Here is a 20,200-nt window from a genome sequence, read left to right on the forward strand (position 1 = left end):
TACGAAAGTTAAAAGTTTGGACGTTATTAACTTCAAATAAAGAAATTCTTTATTATTTTTACCACATAATTTAAGCATATTATGAGTTCGAACTTTGATAAATTTCAAAAACGCAGGTTAATTTCTTCTTATTTTTCGGTTGTATTAAGTGTTTTTCTGGTATTATTCCTTTTGGGGGTGCTGGGATTATTCATTATAAATTCTAAAAAACTGGCCAATGATTTTAAGGAAAAAATCGCAATGACGGTTTTCTTTAAAAATGAAGCTAATGATAGTGTTATAAAAGCATTCAATACCGAATTGAAAAGAGCTCCGTATGCAAGATCGTTTGTTTATGTTACCAAAGAAAAGGCTGCAAAAGAGCACACTGATATTATTGGAGAAGATTTCCTGACTTTTTTAGGCGAAAATCCGTTATTGAATTCTTACGACATTCATTTAAAAGCTGATTATGTTGAAAGGGACAGTATCTCCATAATTGAAAACAAATTACGCAAAAACACTATGATTTCAGATATTGTTTATGATAAGCAATTAGTAAATCTTGTAAATGATAACATCAAAAAAGTCAGCATGTGGATTTTGATTATCACCGGCTTTCTAACTATTATTGCTGTTTTATTAATCAATAGTTCATTACGATTATCCATACATTCAAATCGTTTCATTATTAAAACCATGCAGATGGTTGGCGCAACAAAAGCCTTTATCCGCAAACCTTTTGTAATGCGAAGTGTAAAATTAGGAATGTTAGGCGCCGGATTAGCCATTATTGCTTTAATAGCACTTTTAATTTATGTAGAAACCAATTTCCCGGGATTAGGAATTTTAGAAGACAAAATATTAATCGGATTAGTATTATTAGCCGTTTTCGGATTAGGCGTTTTAATTACCTGGGTAAGTACACACTTTGCAACACAACGTTTCCTTAATTTAAGAACTGACGATCTTTATTAATTTTAGATTGCTGATTAACGATTTATGATTAAAAACTTAAAATATTGGAATGAGATTGCTTCGTTCCCCGCAATGACAAAATGAAAAACAATAATAACACAGAAGAGCCACAACAAAAACAGGAATTCCTTTTTGACAGTATCAACTACAAAATTCTTTTGATAGGAATTGCAGTAATTGCACTGGGATTTATTTTAATGTCTGGCGGAGGGAGTGATAATCCGAAAGTTTTCAGTGAAGATGTTTTTAGCTTCAGACGTATTCGTTTGGCACCAACTACCGTTTTAATTGGTTTTGGAATCACGATTTATTCTATTTTCAAAAAATCCAAATAAATAGATTTTGTAGATTTTTTTGTAACCCTGAGCGAAGTTGAAGGGCACAGCAATTTAAAATCTGAAATCTAAAATCTAAAGTCCTCCATGAATACATTACAAGCTATCGTTCTTGCCATTATTGAAGGAATCACAGAATTTTTACCTGTTTCTTCAACTGGCCACATGATTATTGCCTCTTCTTTTTTTGGAATTGCCCACGATGATTTTACTAAACTTTTTACGATCGTAATTCAGCTTGGCGCTATACTTTCTGTAGTCGTTTTATATTTCAAACGTTTCTTTCAAACACTTGATTTTTACTTTAAACTTATAGTTGCTTTTATTCCGGCAGTAGTTTTAGGATTATTGTTGAGCGATATCATAGACGGATTATTAGAAAATCCGGTTACAGTTGCTATATCTCTATTGATTGGCGGAATTATTTTATTGAAAGTTGACGAATGGTTCAACAAACCAAATACAGCCGAAACTTCTCAGGAGATCACTTATTTACAGGCTTTTAAAATTGGATTATTTCAGTGTATTGCCATGATTCCCGGAGTTTCCAGAAGCGGTGCAAGTATTGTGGGCGGTATGTCTCAAAAACTATCAAGAACTACTGCTGCTGAATTTTCATTCTTTTTGGCTGTTCCGACAATGTTGGGCGCAACCGTAAAAAAATGTTATGATTATTATAAAGCCGGATTTGAATTATCCCACGATCAGGTTAATTTATTGGTTATCGGAAACGTGGTAGCTTTTATTGTAGCTCTTTTGGCAATTAAAACTTTCATTGGATTTTTAACTAAAAATGGCTTTAAGGTTTTTGGTTATTACCGAATAATTGCCGGAATCATTTTATTGGTGATTCACTTTTTCATTCACCCGCTTACGATTATATAATGACACCTGAAGAATATCTAGACGGACAAATTTTACTGATAGACAAACCTTTAAAATGGAGTTCGTTTCAGGCAGTCAATAAATTAAAATACCTTTTAATTAATAAAGTCGGACTTCCAAAAAAGTTCAAAATCGGTCACGCAGGAACTTTAGATCCTTTAGCTACCGGATTATTATTAATTTGTACCGGAAAATTCACCAAAAGAATTTCGGAATTGCAGGGTCAGGCCAAAGAATATACCGGAACTTTTTATATCGGAGCTACTACACCATCTTATGATTTAGAGACAGAAGTCGATCAGACTTTTCCAACGGAGCATATTGATGAAACTTTGGTTTACGAAACCGTAAAACAATTTTTAGGTGAAATCGATCAAAAACCGCCAATTTTTTCAGCAATTAAAAAAGATGGCGTTCGTTTGTACGAACATGCGCGTGCCGGGGAAACTATCGAAATTGAAAGCAGAAAAACTACGATTCACGAATTTGAAATTACGAGAATTGCATTACCCGAAATCGATTTTAGAGTAGTTTGCAGCAAAGGGACTTACATTCGTTCTTTAGCTTTTGATTTTGGAAAAGCAATGAATTCAGGATCACATCTAACCGTCCTGCGACGAACCAAAATTGGCGATTACGATGTGAAAGATGCAATTGACATTACTTTGTTCGAAGAAAGTCTTAAACTGCAATAAAAATAAAAAAGCACATTATAAAAGGCTATATAATGTGCCTCTACTTCTAAAGTATATCTGTTTCATACTTTGTTTTTTTAATAATGAGGTATGTTTTTACCTCCAAATAGAAAACCTGAAAAAAAATCATAAAACTTTTCAAATAAACTTTTCATAATAGTGAGTTTTAATAGTTAGACATTAAATAAACACCATAAAAAAAGTAAATCAAATAGTAGAAGTGGGATTCGTCTTACAAAGATAAAAATATTTTTTTTAAAACAAAATATTTTTTCAGATTTTAAAAGCGTAGTGTATTTATTATCAATTAATTAACAAAATTTTAAGGGAAATTTATACTTACAGTAAAAACTTACAATCGATTATATTTGATATTCTCCATAATTTCAAGTAATTCTTTCTGAACCGAAATTCCTTTATCGGCCAGATACCATAGCTGTAAATCGGTTTTAATTTTTTCATCAATTACTCCAAATTCTTTTTTATAATCAGCCATCAATTCAGTTGCCCCTTTTGGTCTTGGTCCCCAATCTGTACGAACAATCCCCGCTTCTTTACAAATCACAATAACTTTAGGAATTGCTCTTCCGCCATTTGTCAGATAATGGCTCATTAATTCATCATTTGTATCACGCAAAACAATTCGGAGATCGATCTTTTTATTTGACTCTGAAGCCATTTTATTTATGATCGGAAGTATTTGTGCCGCATCTCCGCACCATCCTTCAGAAATTACCAGCCAGATATAATGATTGTCTAATTTTTGCAGCTTATCGATAGTATCTTCAGAAATTTTAATCGTTTTCTCGAGACGATTCATTCGGGCTTCATTCAAACCTGTATATCGCGTGAGATTTTCAGACTGTTCGTTACCCGTTGATTTTCCTTCGGACAATAAATCAGTAACTAATTTTCGATATTCAGAATAAGAATAACTATTGAATAATGCTTTGGCTACAATACTTTTCATATTTGTTTCGTTTTGATTCCTATAAATTTAGGAAAGTTTAAAAAGAAGGAAAATGATTTTTATCACATCGAAAAAATGAGCTCTAAAAAAACATCAATAAATTTAAAAAGAAAAGAGCAATTAATTTTTAAAAACATTATTTTAAAAAAACAGAATATGTCTATATTTGCACAAATTAACGCAACACACATGAAATATAAAAGAATTCTTCTAAAACTTAGCGGCGAGGCCTTGATGGGTGATTTACAATACGGAATTGACCCTAAAAGATTAGCCGAATATGCTGAAGAAATTAAGCAAATTCACAGTAAAGGAGTAGAAATTGCTATTGTTATTGGAGGAGGAAATATTTTTAGGGGCGTTGCTGGTGCAAGTGCCGGTATGGATAGAGTACAAGGCGATTATATGGGAATGCTTGCTACCGTAATTAATGGTATGGCTTTGCAGGGAGCCCTAGAAGATAAAGGAATGAAAACCCGTCTTCAGACAGCGCTAAAAATGGAATCTATTGCGGAACCTTATATCAAAAGAAGAGCAGATCGTCATCTTGAAAAAGGAAGAATCGTAATTTTTGGTGCCGGAACCGGAAATCCATATTTTACTACTGATACTGCAGCTGTTTTAAGAGGAATCGAAATTAATGCAGATGTTATTTTAAAAGGAACCCGTGTTGATGGTGTTTATGATTGTGACCCTGAAAAAAATGCTTCGGCCGTAAAATTTGACTTCATCTCATTTGATGATGTGCTTAAAAAAGGACTGAATGTAATGGATACAACAGCCTTTACTTTAAGTCAGGAAAACAAATTGCCAATCGTTGTTTTTGATATGAACAAAATTGGAAATTTATTAAAAATCTGTGAAGGAGAAAATATAGGAACCGTAGTTAATATATAAACACTTATTTATTAGAGTTTTAACTATAGTCTAAACGAATAATCTTAAAATATTAAATCATATTAGTTAGTATAATTAGATGCTGACATTTTTAGAAGATCTGGAAATCAAGCAATCTAAAATCTAAAAATCTAAAAAAATGACTGAAGAAATAGAATTTATATTAGATAGTACTGAAGAATCAATGAATGGTTCGATTGCGCATTTAGAGAAAGAATTTCTTAACATTCGCGCAGGAAAAGCTTCACCTGCAATGCTTGGAAGTGTTTTTGTAGATTATTACGGATCTGCAACACCACTTTCTCAAGTGTCAAAAATCAGTGTACCGGATGCACGGACAATCACTTTGCAGCCGTTTGAAAAAAACATGCTTCAAACTATTGAAAAAGCAATCATGGTTGCTAATATTGGTTTCAATCCAATGAATAACGGAGACGTTATCATTATCAGTGTTCCGCCTTTGACAGAAGAACGTCGTAGAGATCTGGCAAAGCAAGCAAAATCTGAAGCGGAAGATGCAAAAATTGGTGTTCGTAACGTACGTAAAGATGCCAATACTGAAATTAAAAAATTAGAAAAGGAAGGAACTTCTGAAGATATTTGCAAATCAGCTGAAGAAGAAGTTCAGAACTTAACAAACACGTACATCAGAAAAATTGATGAATTACTGGCCGCTAAAGAGGCTGAAATTATGAAAGTTTAGTTAATTTAACATATAATTAAAAATCCGTTTAGTAAAATTGTACTGGACGGATTTTTTTATTCTTATTTTTGCATACCAAAATCAAATACTTTTCGTTTTTGAATCTATAATACTACGTATGAAGCTATTCTGTTTTTTAACTTTGTTTTTTACGCTTACTATACAAGCGCAATTTCAAATAAACGGAATTGTAAATGACCCAAAAAGCAAACCACTTCCGTTTGCCACAATTACAACTTCAGACAACAACAATACTATTACTGATGTTGATGGGAAATTTATACTTTCATCCAAATCAAAGATTACATCTTTTACAGTTTCTTATATAGGTTTCAAAACCAGAGTTATTACTGTAATAGAAAATAAAAAATATTACCCTGTTTCGCTTTCTGAAAAAACAGATGCTTTAAAGGAAGTTGTTATTTCTAATGAAAATCCTGCCTTAGCTATCATAAGAAAAGTTATTGCCAATAAAAACAATAACAATCCACAAAAAAAGCTAAGTAGTTTTGATTATAAAACATACAATAAACTTATCGTTACAGCGAATCCGGATTCTATCGATGGCAGAATTGATTCATCAGCAGTTTATAAAGACTTCAATAAGAAACGAATAAATATTGATTCGTCTGATTATAAATTTAAAGAGATTATTAACAAACAGCACTTATTTCAAACAGAGAAATTATCCCAATACCAGTTTGGAAATAACAAACTGAAAGAAACAATTTTGGGAACTAAAATGGCCGGTTTCAAACAGCCTGTATATGAAATCATAGCTTTCAATTTACAATCTATTTCTATTTATGATTCGAATTATGAGTTATTCGAAACGAAACATCAAAGTCCAATTGCGAACAATGCCCTTTCGGATTATAACTACAAACTTCTCGATACTGTTGCCATCAAAGGTCGAAATACCTATATGATTTATTTCAAAAACAAAAAAAGAAGAAAATCAAATGGACTGGAAGGTGTTTTATATATTGATCAGGAAAATTTTGCTGTTGCCAAAGCCGTAATGCGGACAAAAGCCGTTTTAGATATCAGCGGCATACATGAATTTGAATATGTTCCAAGTGAAAAACTATGGTTTCAGAGCAATACAACATTCAAAATTGTAAAAGGAAAAAACAAAGAAGATATAAAAATTTTAGGTGGAACTATTCAGTTTGATGCAGATGCAGGTGAAAACTTTGAACCAAGAAAAAAAGTAGCTTCAGATTTTACTTATTTACTTTCTGAAAGCAACAATTTTGATGTTCATTACAACACTAATACACCAATAAAAAATCCATCTCTTTATATTGAAATTAAAGATGATGCCAGCAACAAACCTGAAACCTTCTGGAATAAATACCGAAAAGACAGCCTCGATTTAAAAAGCGAAAAAACATATCTTTTATTAGACAGTCTTTCTTTGGACAGAAGAATAGAAAAAAGGCTGAGATCGGGACGAAAAATCATCAATGGTTATTTTCCTATTGGTCCGGTTGACCTTGACTTAAAGAAAATAATAAGTTACAATAACTATGAAGGTTTTAGATTAGGTCTTGGCGGAATAACCAATGACAGGTTTTCTAAAAATTTCAGAATTGAAGGTTACGCTGCTTACGGTACAAAAGATGGCGTTACGAAGTATAGTATAGGTTCAGGGGTTTTGCTTGACAAGTATACCAATACCTGGCTGAATGGATATTATACCGATGATATTAGGGAAATTGCAAGTACTCTTTTTGCGGTCGACAAACGTGTTTTTAAAATTTATGATCCACGTCCGATTAATATTAGTACTTTTTACGAATACATTAGCTGGAGAGCCAATCTTCAAACTAAAATAATTCCTAAAACCGAAGCTGTTCTGGAATTATCACGAAACGATATTACTCCAAAATTTGACTATCTTTTTAATTTAGACGGAAAATTATATTCGAGTTACATCATGACTACAGCAATGCTTTCGATTGTCTGGGCACCATTTAGTGATTTTATGCAAACACCCACCGGAAGAACCGAATCTGATAAAAGGTTTCCCAGATTTACTTTTCAATACACACAATCACTGCCGGATGTTTTAGGAAACGATTTTACTTTTGGAAAGATCGATTTTAAAACAGAGTATGAAAAAAAATACCTGAACGGACAAAAAACAAGTTTATTATTTCAGGGAGGTTATGCAATGGGCGATGTTCCCATGACTCATTTATACAATACCGCACCTAATAACCTGACTAAAGAAACAATTGCTCAGCGTATTACTTTTTCGGGAAGAAACAGTTTTGAAACTATGTATTTTAATGAGTTCTTTTCCAGTCAATATGCTTTATTTCAGATTAAACATGGTTTTGACCGAATTAAATTACTGAGAAAAGTCCGTCCTTCATTAGTGCTTGTGACAAGAATGGCGTGGGGAAATATGAAAAATCCCGAGCAGCACGCTGGACCAATTTATAAAACTTTGGATAAAGGTTATTTTGAATCCGGAATTGAGTTAAACAAAATCTATAAAGGTCTTGGCCTGAGTGGATTTTATCGTTACGGACCAAATCAGTTGCCAAAATTTGAGGATAATATTGCGGTTAAAATATCTTATGTTCTTGATTTAGGTTTATAAGTTAAGAATCGTTTTAAGAAGCTGTTTCCTGCTGTACACTATATCTTTTATGTCTCGTTCAATAACGAGACACAAAAGGATGACGTTCCCATCAGGGCTATGGCTTTAGATTTCAAAAGAAATTTCATTATTGATAAATCAACTACAATCTTGTCAATTTCGACGGATATTCATATATAAAACTAAAAAAAACCAATTCCAAACTTAGTTTGTTATTCCGATTTCTATGATAACCTTTGCGGCTTCGCCTTTGCGAGCAAAATAACCTCGAGTACTTTGCGGTAAAAGACGATATTAGTATTTAAAAATTAATTTTTTTCTAAGATTCGTAACATTTTAATAGTTCTCGTATCCAAAGGGCGGATCCGATTAATTAACAATTTAAAACTATTAAAAATGAAAAAGTATATTTTGATTACCGCCCTTTTATTTTCTGCATTATGTTTAAATGTTTTTGCGCAAGCTAAATCGTATCCGTTTGAGGTTGCCAAAACCGGAAAAGGAAAACAAGCTATTATTTTCATTCCAGGATTTGCTTCTTCAGGAGATGTATGGAATGAAACCAAAGCCAATTTTGAAAAAAAATTTACCTGTTACACTTTGACAATGGCCGGTTTCGCCGGAGTAAAACCACAGCCGAATCCTTCATTTGAAAATTGGAAAACTAAAATCGCCAATTATATCAAAACCAATAAAATTGAAAAGCCAATCCTAATCGGTCACAGTATGGGAGGAGGATTAGCGCTTGCCATCGCAGCTGATTATCCGGAATTAATCGATAAAATTGTGGTGGTCGATGCACTTCCGTGTTTGGCGGCTTTGAGTGACCCCTCTTTTAAATCAAAAGAAAATAACGACTGTTCTGCGATGGTAAATCAAATGATGGCGATGACAGATGCTGAGTTTTATGATATGCAGAAAAAAATGATGCCGAGACTTTTAGAAGATATTTCAAAACTGGAAATGGTAATAGATTGGAGCATGAAATCGGACAGAAAAACCTTTGCTCAAATGTATTGTGATTTCTCTAATACCGATTTAAGAGAAAAAATTGCAGCTATAAAATGTCCGTCTTTAATATTGCTGGAATCTTATTTTATAAATTTAAAACCTGCCATTGAAAGTCAATATCAAAACTTAAAAACAGCTAATTTTCAATATGCGAATAAGGGAATGCATTTTATAATGTACGATGATACAGCATGGTATTTAGAACAATTAAACAACTTTATAAAATCTAAATAATGGAGTTTGAAAATATCTATAAAACATATTGGGACAGAATATTCAGACTTTGCATGGGCTTTGTCAACGATTATGATATTGCGCAGGATCTGGCTCAGGAGACTTTTATAATTGTCTGGCAAAAGCTGGATAGTTTTAGAAATGAATCTGCTATAGGAACCTGGATTTTCAGAATTGCATCTAATAACTGTTTGAGGCAGATTGAAAAAGAAAAACGTTTCCCAAAATCAGATTTGCCGATTAATTTAAGCGAAGAAAAACAAACTTCAATTGAGCCACAAATTCGGTTTCTCTATAAATGTATTGCCGAATTGCCCGAAACAGAACGTATCATTATTTCGCTGGAACTCGAAGATGTAAAACAGGCAGAAATCGCCAAAATCGTTGGACTTTCTGAAGCTAATGTAAGAGTGAAAATTCACAGAATTAAAGAAAAACTGACTCAAAAATTTAAAGAAAATGGACAGCAATAATATAGACTTTAAAGATTTATGGAAAAAACAAACCGTAAGTCAGCCCAATATCGAGGATTTGATGGCAAGGCTAAAACAATTTAAAAAAGCAGGCTTGAGAAGTTTATGGAAAACCAATATTTTGCTTTTTGCGACATCTGCTTTTATCCTTTTTGTCTGGTATTATTATCAGCCACAGTTTATTTCAACTAAAATCGGAATCGTTTTGGTAATCCTGGCAATGATAATGTATGTCGCAGTTTACAATGGTTTACTGCGTATTTATAAAGATATTGACGCGACTCAAACCAATCAGGAATATTTGCAGAAACTGATATTAATCAAACGGAAACAGCAATTTCTGCAGTCTGTAATATTGAGTTGGTATTTTGTTTTGCTTCTTGCCGGAATATGTTTGTATATGTATGAATATGCCTCAAGAATGACTGTTTTTTATGCACTGATTACATATGGCGTAACATTGCTTTGGATTGGTTTTAATTGGTTTTATTTACGTCCGAAACAAATTAAGAAACAACAGGAAAAAATTAATGAGCTGATTACAAAGTTTGAAAACGTAAATAAACAATTGGATTAATAAATTCCAATATTTAAATTCCAAATTCCAATTTTACGATTGAGGTTTGGATTTTTTTTTGTTTTCAGCGAACAGTTTGTCATTCCGTAGAATCTCAGAATCCAATTGGTTTTACGTATAGATTCTTACGGAATAACAAGTTTGTGTTTAGTTTTTTCGCGAAAGAATTCATAATTAAAATTTAAAGTTGAATGTCATTTTGGCATTTTATAAAAATGGTTCGTAAATTGTTGTGAGTTTACGAAGACAAAACATAAACTAAAAAAATATAGATATGGGAAGTGGATATTTAATTCTCGCGGGACTTATCATGTTATTTAGCTGGTTGGTAAGTTCAAGATTAAAGAGTAAATTCGAGCTATACTCGAAATTGCAATTACAAAACGGAATGAGCGGCAGAGAAATTGCAGAAAAAATGCTTGCCGATAATGGTATTCGTGATGTTCGTGTTATTTCGGCTCCGGGACAATTGACAGACCATTATAATCCTGCAGATAAAACGGTTAATTTGAGTGAAGCAGTTTACAATCATCGTAATGCGGCTGCGGCTGCGGTTGCGGCTCATGAGTGTGGTCATGCTGTCCAGCATTCTATTGGTTATGAATGGTTGACAATGCGTTCTGCATTAGTGCCTATTGTAAGCGTGGCATCAAATTATGTACAATGGATTTTGTTGGCTGGAATTTTAATGATTAGGACTTTTCCGTACTTATTGTTAATTGGGATCATCATTTTTGCAGCAACAACTTTATTTACAATTATAACTTTGCCGGTTGAATATGACGCAAGTAATCGTGCCCTTGCCTGGTTAGAAAATAAACATATGCTCACGCAACAAGAACAGGCGGGCGCCAAAGATGCTTTAAAATGGGCAGCAAGAACTTATGTTGTAGCTGCAATTGGTTCTATTGCAACATTATTGTATTATATCTCCATTTATTCGGGAAACAGGAGGAATTAATTTTTTTAATGAGGTAATTTAATACTTAGTCAATTAGATAATTTATAAACCCGGATAGATTTTTTTAAAATCTATCCGGGTTTTTGTTTTTAAGCATTTTTAAAAATTATCTAATTATCAAATTGACACATTATCAAATTTTCTAAAGCTGTATCTGCCTGTCAATCTGCTGGTCCAGCGAAATAAACGTTTCTGTTCTTGAGACGCCTTCGATTGCCTGGATTTTAGTATTTAAAAGCTGCATCAAATGTTCATTGTCGCGACAAATAATCTTAATCAAAACAGACCAGTTTCCGGTGGTGTAATGACATTCCAAAACTTCTGGAATCTTTTTTAGATCTTTTACGGCTTCAGAGTTTCTGGAAGCTTTGTCGAGATACACTCCAATAAACGCCATGGTGTTATACCCCAATACTTTTGGGTTTACAGTAAATTTTGATCCTGAAATCACACCGGATTGTTCCAGTTTTTTCAACCTCTGATGAATAGCTGCCCCTGAAATTCCTATTTTATTAGCGATTTGTAAAATAGGTTTTCTGGCATCATCCATTAAATAACGAAGGATTTCTTTGTCGATGCCGTCAATTTCAATTAAAAGAGAGTTGATTTTCATAACTTGTGATTTGGAACTAAATCCTAATATTTGGTTTAGAATAGAAATCAAATGTACTTAAAATGATTTAAAAAGAAAAATTCCAAATCCCAACAGAAAGTTGAAATTTGGAATTTTAAGATTTGATTATTTTTTAGGAATTATTTTCCTTTGTTTACTTCACTAATGTATTTTTCCAGAGCCATTGTCATAGAAGGAGTTTCAGGAGTTGGGGCAAGAATATCTATTCTTAAACCATAATCTAAAGCTTCTTTTTGAGTTGTGCTTCCGAAAACAGCAATTCTGGTATCATTTTGTTTAAAATCCGGGAAGTTTTTAAACAATGATTTTATTCCTGTTGGACTGAAAAAAGCTAAAACATCATAATAAACATCTGCTAAGTCGGATAAATCACTCATTACGGTTTTGTAAAATATAGCTTGGGTCCAATCTACTTTTAAATTGTTTAAAGTTACCGGCGCATCGGCATTTAACTGATCAGATGCAGGAAGCAGGAATTTTTCGTCTTTGTATTTTTTGATCAGCGGAGATAAATCAGCAAAATCTTTTGCTCCTACGTAAATTTTACGTTTTCTATACACTACATATTTTTGTAAATAAAAAGCAACAGCTTCAGATTGACAGAAATATTTTAATCCCTCAGGAACTTTGTAGCGCATTTCATCGGCTACTCTAAAAAAATGATCTACAGCATTTCGACTAGTCAAAATAATTGCAGTGTAATGATTAAGATCGATTTTTTGCAATCTGATCTCCTTTGCATTAACTCCCTCCACATGAATAAAAGGTCTGAAATCAATTTTTATTTTGTGTTTTTGTTGGAGCTCAAAGTAAGGGGAGTTTTCCACTTTAGGTTCAGGCTGTGACACCAAAATTGTTTTCACTTTCATATTATAAACATTTACTAAGCGCTCCCTTTAGTGATCCAATAATACAGGAAATAATAGGGCGCTATTTCAAGAGTGCAAAGATATAAAATAAAATAAAATAACTTGCTGATTATTGTATTTTGATAGGTTTTAATTGAAATAAAGTAAGAAAACATACTTATACACACCGAAACCCCTATTATTGCTAGTGGTATACTTTCAGAGATATCATCGCGATAAAATAAAACAGCATTGATAGGAAGGATTAAAAGACCAATATAAGTTCGATAAGTTGCCTTTTGAAGATTAAAAAGATCTACAAATTCATCAATATTGAAACAACTCCCAATAATTTTTTCGATTAAATACTTTGCTAAAATAAAGTATGTCAGAAAAGTAGCGATTTGTATAAAAAGCATCCAATCGGTTTTTTCGATCGGCAAGACAAATTTAAAAGCAGGTGCCCAATCGCTTTTTGAGGTGCTGAAAATATGCATCGCCAGCAAAATGAAAAATGAATACGAAATAATTTGTACAAAAAACAGCGCTATGGTAAAGCTGCTTTTTAAATGAGAAACGTCACGATAAATTTTGACGTATTTGTCAGAAAAGATAAGTTTAGTAAACTCACTAAACCTATTTTCATAAGCTGATTTAGTAATGGCAACAGCAGCAAAAGCCAACACAAATAAGAGTGTTGCCCAATCTTTGTTCTCGATAATTCTGGGATGAAGTTGTTCAATCATAACGATGCAAAATTAGTAATTTTTTGGCTCAATACTTTTATTATAGATTTATTATGAATCAAATGCCATAAAAAGTTTACTTTTGCGGTGAAATTACGCAGAAAAAATGAATGATTGTATTGTCATAATTCCCACTTACAACGAAATTGAAAACATTGAAAGCATAGTACGTGCCGTGCTTTCGCAACATAAACCCTTTCATCTTTTGATTATCGATGATAATTCACCGGATCATACTGCAAATAAGGTTGTTGCGCTTCAGGAAGAATTTCCGGAAAGATTGTTTCTTGAAAAAAGAGCCAAAAAAGCGGGTCTTGGAACAGCTTATGTTCATGGTTTTAAATGGGCTTTGGAACGTCAATATGATTACATTTTTGAAATGGATGCAGATTTTTCACATAACCCGAATGATCTTGAAAAATTGTTTGATGCCTGCCATTTTGGAGGAGCAGATTTAGCTATTGGATCACGTTATGTAACAGGTGTTAATGTGGTAAACTGGCCTTTGAGCAGAGTATTAATGTCTTATTTTGCTTCGGTTTATGTGAAATTTATTACCGGAATGAAAATCCATGATGCCACGGCTGGTTTTGTTTGTTATAAAAGAAAAGTTTTAGAAAAGATTAATATTGACAAAATCAAATTTGTTGGATATGCTTTTCAGATTGAAATGAAGTACAGAACGTATTGTGCTAAATTTGAAATTACCGAAGTTCCTATTATTTTTACTGACAGGACAAAAGGAGTTTCAAAAATGAGCAACGCTATTATCAAAGAAGCTATTTTGGGTGTAATTTCACTTCGATTAAAAAGATTAGTCAATTCATTATAAAAGATAACAATGAATAGAATTTTAATAAAAAATGCTAAGATTGTAAACGAAGGGTCTGTTTTTGAAGGAGATGTCCTGATAGAAAACGAATTCATTGTTGAAGTTGCTGACAGCATCAGTTTGAAAACTTCTGATTGCATAGTAATTGATGCCGAAGGAAATTATTTGATTCCCGGAGCAATTGATGACCAGGTACATTTTAGAGAACCGGGATTAACTCATAAAGGAGATATAGAATCAGAATCAAGAGCTGCTGTAGCCGGAGGAATTACTTCTTTCATCGAGCAGCCCAATACAGTTCCTAATGCCGTTACTCAGGAAATTTTAGAGGATAAGTATCAAATTGCTGCTGCAAAATCATTTGCGAATTACTCATTCATGATGGGAGCAACCAATGATAATTTAGAAGAAGTTTTAAAAACAAACCCTAAAAATGTTGCCGGAATCAAGATCTTTCTGGGTTCTTCAACAGGTAATATGCTGGTGGATAATGAAGCCGTTTTAGAGAAAATATTTTCCAGCACACCAATGCTAATTGCTGTTCATTGTGAAGATGAAACCACAATTCAAAATAATCTTGCAATTTATAAAGAGCAATATGGTGATGATGTTCCGGTCACTGCACATCATTTAATCCGAAGTGCAGAAGCATGTTATATCTCCTCTTCAAAAGCAGTTGCTTTAGCAAAAAAAACCGGAGCACGATTGCATATTTTTCATCTTTCAACTGCGAAAGAAATGGAATTATTTACTAATAAAATTCCATTGCAAGATAAAAAAATTACTGCTGAGGTTTGTGTACATCACCTTTGGTTTACTGATGAAGATTACCAAACAAAAGGAAATTTCATCAAATGGAATCCTGCTGTAAAAACCGCCGAGGATAGAAAAGAACTTTGGAAAGCTCTAAATGACGGTCGTATCGATGTTATTGCAACAGACCATGCCCCGCATACAAAAGAAGAAAAAAGTCAGTCCTATCTAAACGCACCTTCCGGAGGGCCTTTAGTTCAGCATGCTGTTGTTGCTATGTTTGAAGCGCATCATCAGGGAAAAATCAGTGTGGAGAAAATTGTAGAAAAAATGTGCCATAATCCCGCTAAGATTTTTAAAATTGAAAAAAGAGGTTTTATAAAAGAAGGGTATTATGCTGATTTGGTTATTGTAAATCCAAGTTTGCCATGGAGCGTGAAACCTGAGAATATTTTGTATAAATGCGGATGGTCTCCATTTGAAAATTTTACTTTTAAATCAAGAATTACACATACTTTTGTAAATGGTGAAATGGTTTACAATAATTTTAAAGTAAAAGATGTTCGCGCCGGAAAACGATTATTATTTGATAGATAAATTGCAATGAAGAATTTCGTATTTATAATATTGGTTTTGTTTCTTTCTGTAAGTTGTAAAAAAGAGTTGGTTAAAAAACCTGCAAAACTTATTGAGAAAGAGAAAATGATGAATATTATATATGATTTAACTCTTTTGGAAGCAATAAAATACCAACAGCCTTTGTCTTTAGATTCGGTTGAATCAAGTCCTAAAAAATTTATTTTTAAAAAATATAAAGTAGACAGTCTTCAATTTGCTAAAAGCAATATATATTATGCGTCTGATTATGAAGGGTATAAAGAGATGTTTGATCAGATAAACGCCCGTTTGGAAAAAGAGAAAAAGAGTACTGATTTAAAGGTAAAAGCTGAAGAAAAGAAAGCAGCTAAGGCCAATAAAAATAAACCAAAGAAAACTCCTCAGGATTCTGTGAAAAATACAGTAAGAAAAATAAATATCGATTCTATAAAGAGAAGAATGACAAGGCTTAAACAATAAGTTTTATAATTTCGATACCTCTTTTATATAATGATGTACATCTGAAAAAACCGTTCCAAGAGCGGTTTTTATTTTTTCATTAGAATATAAACTTTTTGAATATGACGCTTTTGCAGTTGCTTTTGTAATTCTTCTTTTTTGGAAAAATAAAGTAGAAAATATTTCATCTGCAATCCAGGCAAAATTCAGTAAAAATGGCTTTGCATGAATACCCGGCCTTTTGACTTTTAATACATCGGCAATGGTATTGAGAATATCCCGAAATACAATATTTTCTGCAATTAGCGTAAAACGTTCGTTTTTTATATTGCTTTTCATTAATTCAAATGCAATTTTCACTACATCATTTACTGTAATAAAGCCGGTACTTCCGAGAGTGTAAAATGAAAGCCCGTTGGCTACTTTTTCGTAAAACTCAGCACTTCCCTGCTCGTATGTTTTTGTTTTTGGAATTGGCCCTAAAATTACACCGGGATTAATAATAATTACATCAAGACCTTCCTGAAGCCCTCGCCAGACTTCCATTTCAGCGCCATATTTAGAAATCGCATAATCACTATGAGGTTTCTCCGGATTCCATTCGGTTTCTTCGGTAATAATGGTTTCATGGGCAGCTAAATCTCCCAAAGCGGCTATCGAGCTCACAAAACAGAATTTTTTTAATTGTTTCGCAATAGAAAAATTAACCATGTTGGCTGTTCCTTCGATATTGGTTTTTCGGAGTAAATTTTCATCTTTTGGATCAAGTGAAATAAACGCGGCACAATGATAAATGTATTCAATGCCAATAAAAGCGGTTTCTAATGAAGGAACGTCAAGTATATCAGCTTCAATCCATTCGATTTTCTCGAATAAATTTCCTTTTTTATATAATTCAAAAACTGATTTTGCTTTTTGGATTTTATTTGGATTGCGGTAAATTGCCCGGACATTTTCTCCATTTTCAATTAAATGAAGTAATAAATGCGCGCCAACCAAACCAGTTCCTCCTGTTACTAATACCATTTTGTAAAGATAAGTTTTTGCATGGAAGGTGCAAAGAGGCAGAGGTTCAAAGTTGCAAAGGTTTTTTGATGTAGTGTTTTTTGAATTAAAATTTAAAATTAAAATTGAGATTGACTTTTGGAATTGACATTGGAATTGTTTTTTGTCATTGCCATTGTCATTGTTTATATTTGTACCAAATTATTTAAAAAATGAAGAATCTGGTTGAAGAATTAAAGTGGCGCGGTTTATATCATGACAGTATGCCCGGAACGGAAGAACAATTACTGAAAGAAGTAACAACGGCTTATATTGGTTTTGATCCAACGGCAGATTCACTTCATATTGGAAGCATGGTTCAGATTATTTTATTGGTTCATTTAAAGAATTTTGGTCATCAGCCTATAGCTTTGGTTGGTGGTGCAACAGGAATGATTGGTGATCCATCCGGAAAATCGGACGAAAGAAATTTATTGAACGAAGAAACTTTGGCTAAAAACGTGGCTGGAATCAAAAGCGTTTTGTCCCGCTTTTTAGACTTTAATTCTTCAGACACAAATGCTCCGGTTATGGTCAATAACTATGACTGGATGAAAGAATTCTCTTTTATTGATTTTGCACGTGAAGTTGGAAAACGAATTACGGTAAACTACATGATGGCGAAAGATTCCGTAAAAAAGAGATTGAGCGGGGAAGGGGAAGGAATGTCTTTCACGGAATTTACATATCAATTAATTCAGGGGTACGATTTTTATCATTTATATAAAAACAACAATTGCGTTTTGCAAATGGGAGGTTCTGACCAATGGGGAAATATTACCACAGGAACAGAATTAGTGCGTAGAATGGGAGGCGAGAATGCAAAAGCTTTTGCATTGACCACACCATTAATTACAAAAGCGGACGGATCTAAATTCGGAAAATCCGAAGGTGGAAATGTCTGGCTGGATGCTGATAAAACTTCTGTATATAAATTTTACCAATTTTGGGTAAATGCGACTGATGTTGATGCTGAAAAATATATCAAAATCTTTACTTTCTTGGATAAAGAAACTATTGATACTTTAGTTGAAGAACATAAGACAGCTCCGCATTTGAGAGTGTTGCAGAAGAAATTAGCAGAAGAAATTACCATTTTTGTTCACAGCAAAGAAGAATTGGAAAAAGCAATTCAGGCTTCAAACATTCTATTTGGAAATTCTACTGCAGAAGATTTAAAACAATTGGATGAAGCTACTTTTTTAGAAGTTTTTGACGGAGTTCCGCAAGCTGAAATAACAAAAGCAGATCTTGAAAACGGATTGGATATTATTACTGTTTTAAACGAAAAAACAGGTTTCTTTAAATCAAACGGCGAAGCAAGACGTGCTTTAACAGCAAATTCAATTTCGGCAAACAGAGAAAAAATCAAAGAAGATTTTGTATTGACAGCAAATGATTTAATTAATAATCAATTTGTATTATTACAAAGTGGAAAGAAAAATTATTTTGTGATTAGAGTGGTTTAACTATAAAACCATCAAATTGCATCCACGAATATCAGAATTATCAAAACGTCCCAATACCTCGAAAGAGTTGTTGGGATTTTTTTTGCCTAAATCTTGCGTGGCAATAAATGAGCATGAATTGATATTGGCGAGATCAATAACGTTGATACCGCCGGTTTTTCCGTCTTTCACATATGTGAGAGCATCTTCGGGATCGCGAACTAAAATATGCATCCATGACGGACATTCGAATACGCCTTCGCCTAATGAATATGCCTGTCCTAAAAGTTCCGTCATTCCGTATTCTGAATGAATTGCATTAACACCAAAACCTTTGCAAAGCTGTTCGTGTAGTTCTTCGCGAATCATTTCTTTACGTTTGCCTTTCATTCCGCCCGTTTCCATAATAATGGTATTCTGAAGCTGAAACTGATGCTTTTCAATCAGATCCAGTAAAGCATAAGTAACACCAATTAAAATCACATTCTGACCAGATTCATCTAATACAGTAAGTTTTTTGATTAAGTCATCGTGATTGTGCAAATAAAAGCCGCTTTCAGACTGATTGGATAGTTTTATAAGATCTTCTACCATGTAAATTAACGAAGAGCCTTCGCGCTCGAGATAAGACGGCAAAAGAGCTAAAATAACGTAATCTTCGATATTGCCATAAAATTCTGAGAATCCTTTTCGATAGCTTTCTTCATAAAGCGAAACATCCGTTACTAAATGTTTGCTGGTAATCATTCCTGTAGTTCCGCTGCTGGTAAAAGTTACCTCTGCAGGATTTGTATTTGAAACGACGTTATGGCTTTTGAAAAACTGAATTGGTAAAAAAGGAATTTGCTGTAATGATTTTACCTGCTGCGGATTTACTTTTAAGAAATCACAAAAATCACGATATACTTTATTGTTCTCGTGTTGAAAACGAAACACTTTTAGTGCTGTTTTTTCAAATTGTTTCTGACTCGAAATGGTAAATATATCGTTGGCTGTAATCAAGGCTTTTTTGTGCAAAGGTATAATAATTGGAGAATGTAAAGGCAATAAAAAAGCCCCAAATTATTGGAGCTTTAAGTACTTTTTGTTTACCGGACAATTAATTTTCGAGTTGCCGAATTGTTTTGTTCGCTTATTTTAATGATATAAACTCCGGGAGTTAAATCAGGAATATTTAATTCTTTTGTAGCCAAATGCGTTTGAAGCACTTTTTTTCCTAAAACATCAAAAATAATAATTTCTTTTTCAAAATCATTTTTAGATGAGATGTATACTTTTCCATTTAAGACAGGGTTAGGATATAAGCTTAATCCCTCTATGGTAGTTCCATCTTGAGTTTTTGGCGATATTTTACTGTCTTGTGCTGAGACGCTTACAGTAAAGAAAAAAGCCAGTAAGAAAGTAATATAAAAGTAATTTTTTGCCATCGCCTTATTTTAGATATGTAAATATACAAAAAAAGTTTTCAAAAATTACGCCAAAAAAAAACATCCTAAAATTTTAGGATGTTTTTAACAATAATATTTA

The 20,200-nt window shown here is 33.0% G+C and carries 22 protein-coding genes; 15 read left to right on the plus strand and 7 right to left on the minus strand.

Annotated features, from left to right (window positions below; all coding sequences use genetic code 11):
* The first annotated feature begins 81 nt into the window (after positions 1-81).
* From ACEN92_RS16440 to truB, 4 genes are all read left to right on the plus strand, one after another.
* A complete protein-coding gene (locus ACEN92_RS16440) occupies positions 82-957 on the plus strand; it encodes a cell division protein FtsX (protein WP_495639423.1) in 876 nt (291 codons plus the stop codon).
* 80 nt (positions 958-1,037) lie between these two features.
* Positions 1,038-1,292, plus strand: a complete 255-nt coding sequence (locus ACEN92_RS16445) for a DUF3098 domain-containing protein (protein WP_495639424.1) — start codon at positions 1,038-1,040, stop codon at positions 1,290-1,292.
* A gap of 87 nt (positions 1,293-1,379) precedes the next feature.
* Complete coding sequence (locus ACEN92_RS16450; RefSeq protein ID WP_495639425.1) at positions 1,380-2,177, plus strand: undecaprenyl-diphosphate phosphatase; 798 nt, start codon at positions 1,380-1,382, stop codon at positions 2,175-2,177.
* Positions 2,177-2,872 (plus strand): tRNA pseudouridine(55) synthase TruB, encoded by a 696-nt coding sequence (gene truB, locus ACEN92_RS16455; protein ID WP_495639426.1) that lies wholly within the window; start codon positions 2,177-2,179, stop codon positions 2,870-2,872. The genes ACEN92_RS16450 and truB overlap by 1 nt, the downstream gene beginning before the upstream one ends.
* A 352-nt stretch (positions 2,873-3,224) precedes the next feature.
* Here truB and ACEN92_RS16460 read toward each other — a convergent pair whose 3' ends face one another.
* Entirely contained in the window at positions 3,225-3,842 is a 618-nt protein-coding gene (locus ACEN92_RS16460; protein WP_495639427.1) for a thioredoxin family protein, read from the minus strand.
* A gap of 189 nt (positions 3,843-4,031) precedes the next feature.
* On the opposite strand from ACEN92_RS16460, the gene pyrH reads away from it, so the two are divergent.
* The 7 genes from pyrH (at position 4,032) to ACEN92_RS16495 (ending at position 11,312) form a co-directional block, all read left to right on the plus strand.
* Positions 4,032-4,739: a UMP kinase gene (gene pyrH / locus ACEN92_RS16465; protein ID WP_026983543.1), complete on the plus strand. Its 708-nt coding sequence runs from the start codon at positions 4,032-4,034 to the stop codon at positions 4,737-4,739.
* 139 nt (positions 4,740-4,878) lie between these two features.
* Positions 4,879-5,442: a ribosome recycling factor gene (frr, locus tag ACEN92_RS16470; RefSeq protein WP_495639428.1), complete on the plus strand. Its 564-nt coding sequence runs from the start codon at positions 4,879-4,881 to the stop codon at positions 5,440-5,442.
* Between the two features lie 118 nt (positions 5,443-5,560).
* Positions 5,561-8,056 (plus strand): DUF5686 family protein, encoded by a 2,496-nt coding sequence (locus tag ACEN92_RS16475; protein ID WP_495639429.1) that lies wholly within the window; start codon positions 5,561-5,563, stop codon positions 8,054-8,056.
* A gap of 396 nt (positions 8,057-8,452) precedes the next feature.
* Positions 8,453-9,301 (plus strand): alpha/beta fold hydrolase, encoded by an 849-nt coding sequence (locus ACEN92_RS16480; RefSeq protein ID WP_495639430.1) that lies wholly within the window; start codon positions 8,453-8,455, stop codon positions 9,299-9,301.
* Positions 9,301-9,774: an RNA polymerase sigma factor gene (locus ACEN92_RS16485; protein ID WP_495639431.1), complete on the plus strand. Its 474-nt coding sequence runs from the start codon at positions 9,301-9,303 to the stop codon at positions 9,772-9,774. The genes ACEN92_RS16480 and ACEN92_RS16485 overlap by 1 nt, the downstream gene beginning before the upstream one ends.
* The gene (locus ACEN92_RS16490) at positions 9,761-10,351 is read left to right on the plus strand and encodes a hypothetical protein (RefSeq protein ID WP_495639432.1); all 591 of its coding nucleotides are present in this window, start codon (positions 9,761-9,763) and stop codon (positions 10,349-10,351) included. The genes ACEN92_RS16485 and ACEN92_RS16490 overlap by 14 nt, the downstream gene beginning before the upstream one ends.
* 274 nt (positions 10,352-10,625) lie before the next feature.
* A complete protein-coding gene (locus ACEN92_RS16495) occupies positions 10,626-11,312 on the plus strand; it encodes a zinc metallopeptidase (protein WP_495639433.1) in 687 nt (228 codons plus the stop codon).
* Between the two features lie 142 nt (positions 11,313-11,454).
* Here ACEN92_RS16495 and ACEN92_RS16500 read toward each other — a convergent pair whose 3' ends face one another.
* From ACEN92_RS16500 to ACEN92_RS16510, 3 genes are all read right to left on the minus strand, one after another.
* Entirely contained in the window at positions 11,455-11,925 is a 471-nt protein-coding gene (locus tag ACEN92_RS16500; RefSeq protein WP_007811264.1) for an Lrp/AsnC family transcriptional regulator, read from the minus strand.
* A gap of 140 nt (positions 11,926-12,065) precedes the next feature.
* Complete coding sequence (locus ACEN92_RS16505) at positions 12,066-12,815, minus strand: uroporphyrinogen-III synthase (RefSeq protein WP_495639434.1); 750 nt, start codon at positions 12,813-12,815, stop codon at positions 12,066-12,068.
* A gap of 14 nt (positions 12,816-12,829) precedes the next feature.
* Entirely contained in the window at positions 12,830-13,540 is a 711-nt protein-coding gene (locus ACEN92_RS16510) for a DUF4271 domain-containing protein (protein ID WP_495639435.1), read from the minus strand.
* Positions 13,541-13,646: 106 nt separating this feature from the next.
* Between ACEN92_RS16510 and ACEN92_RS16515 the strand changes: the two genes are divergently transcribed.
* From ACEN92_RS16515 to ACEN92_RS16525, 3 genes are read left to right on the plus strand one after another with little or no spacing between them, the layout of a single operon-like run.
* A complete protein-coding gene (locus ACEN92_RS16515) occupies positions 13,647-14,372 on the plus strand; it encodes a polyprenol monophosphomannose synthase (RefSeq protein ID WP_495639436.1) in 726 nt (241 codons plus the stop codon).
* 9 nt (positions 14,373-14,381) lie between these two features.
* Positions 14,382-15,722: a dihydroorotase gene (locus ACEN92_RS16520; RefSeq protein ID WP_495639437.1), complete on the plus strand. Its 1,341-nt coding sequence runs from the start codon at positions 14,382-14,384 to the stop codon at positions 15,720-15,722.
* 6 nt (positions 15,723-15,728) lie between these two features.
* Positions 15,729-16,202, plus strand: a complete 474-nt coding sequence (locus ACEN92_RS16525) for a DUF4296 domain-containing protein (RefSeq protein WP_495639438.1) — start codon at positions 15,729-15,731, stop codon at positions 16,200-16,202.
* Between the two features lie 3 nt (positions 16,203-16,205).
* On the opposite strand, the gene ACEN92_RS16530 is transcribed toward ACEN92_RS16525, so the two are convergent.
* Positions 16,206-17,207 carry an NAD-dependent epimerase/dehydratase family protein gene (locus ACEN92_RS16530; RefSeq protein WP_495639439.1) on the minus strand — a complete coding sequence of 334 codons (1,002 nt, stop codon included), beginning with the start codon at positions 17,205-17,207 and terminating at the stop codon, positions 16,206-16,208.
* A 191-nt stretch (positions 17,208-17,398) separates the two neighbouring features.
* Between ACEN92_RS16530 and tyrS the strand changes: the two genes are divergently transcribed.
* Positions 17,399-18,694, plus strand: coding sequence for a tyrosine--tRNA ligase (gene tyrS, locus ACEN92_RS16535; RefSeq protein ID WP_495639440.1), 1,296 nt, complete (start codon positions 17,399-17,401; stop codon positions 18,692-18,694).
* Here the strand turns inward: tyrS and ACEN92_RS16540 are convergent, their stop codons facing one another.
* The gene (locus tag ACEN92_RS16540) at positions 18,695-19,675 is read right to left on the minus strand and encodes a LuxE/PaaK family acyltransferase (protein ID WP_495642357.1); all 981 of its coding nucleotides are present in this window, start codon (positions 19,673-19,675) and stop codon (positions 18,695-18,697) included.
* 86 nt (positions 19,676-19,761) lie between these two features.
* Complete coding sequence (locus ACEN92_RS16545) at positions 19,762-20,100, minus strand: T9SS type A sorting domain-containing protein (RefSeq protein ID WP_495639441.1); 339 nt, start codon at positions 20,098-20,100, stop codon at positions 19,762-19,764.
* Positions 20,101-20,200: the final 100 nt, after the last annotated feature.

It is taken from the genome of Flavobacterium sp. Flavsp81 (assembly GCF_059491325.1).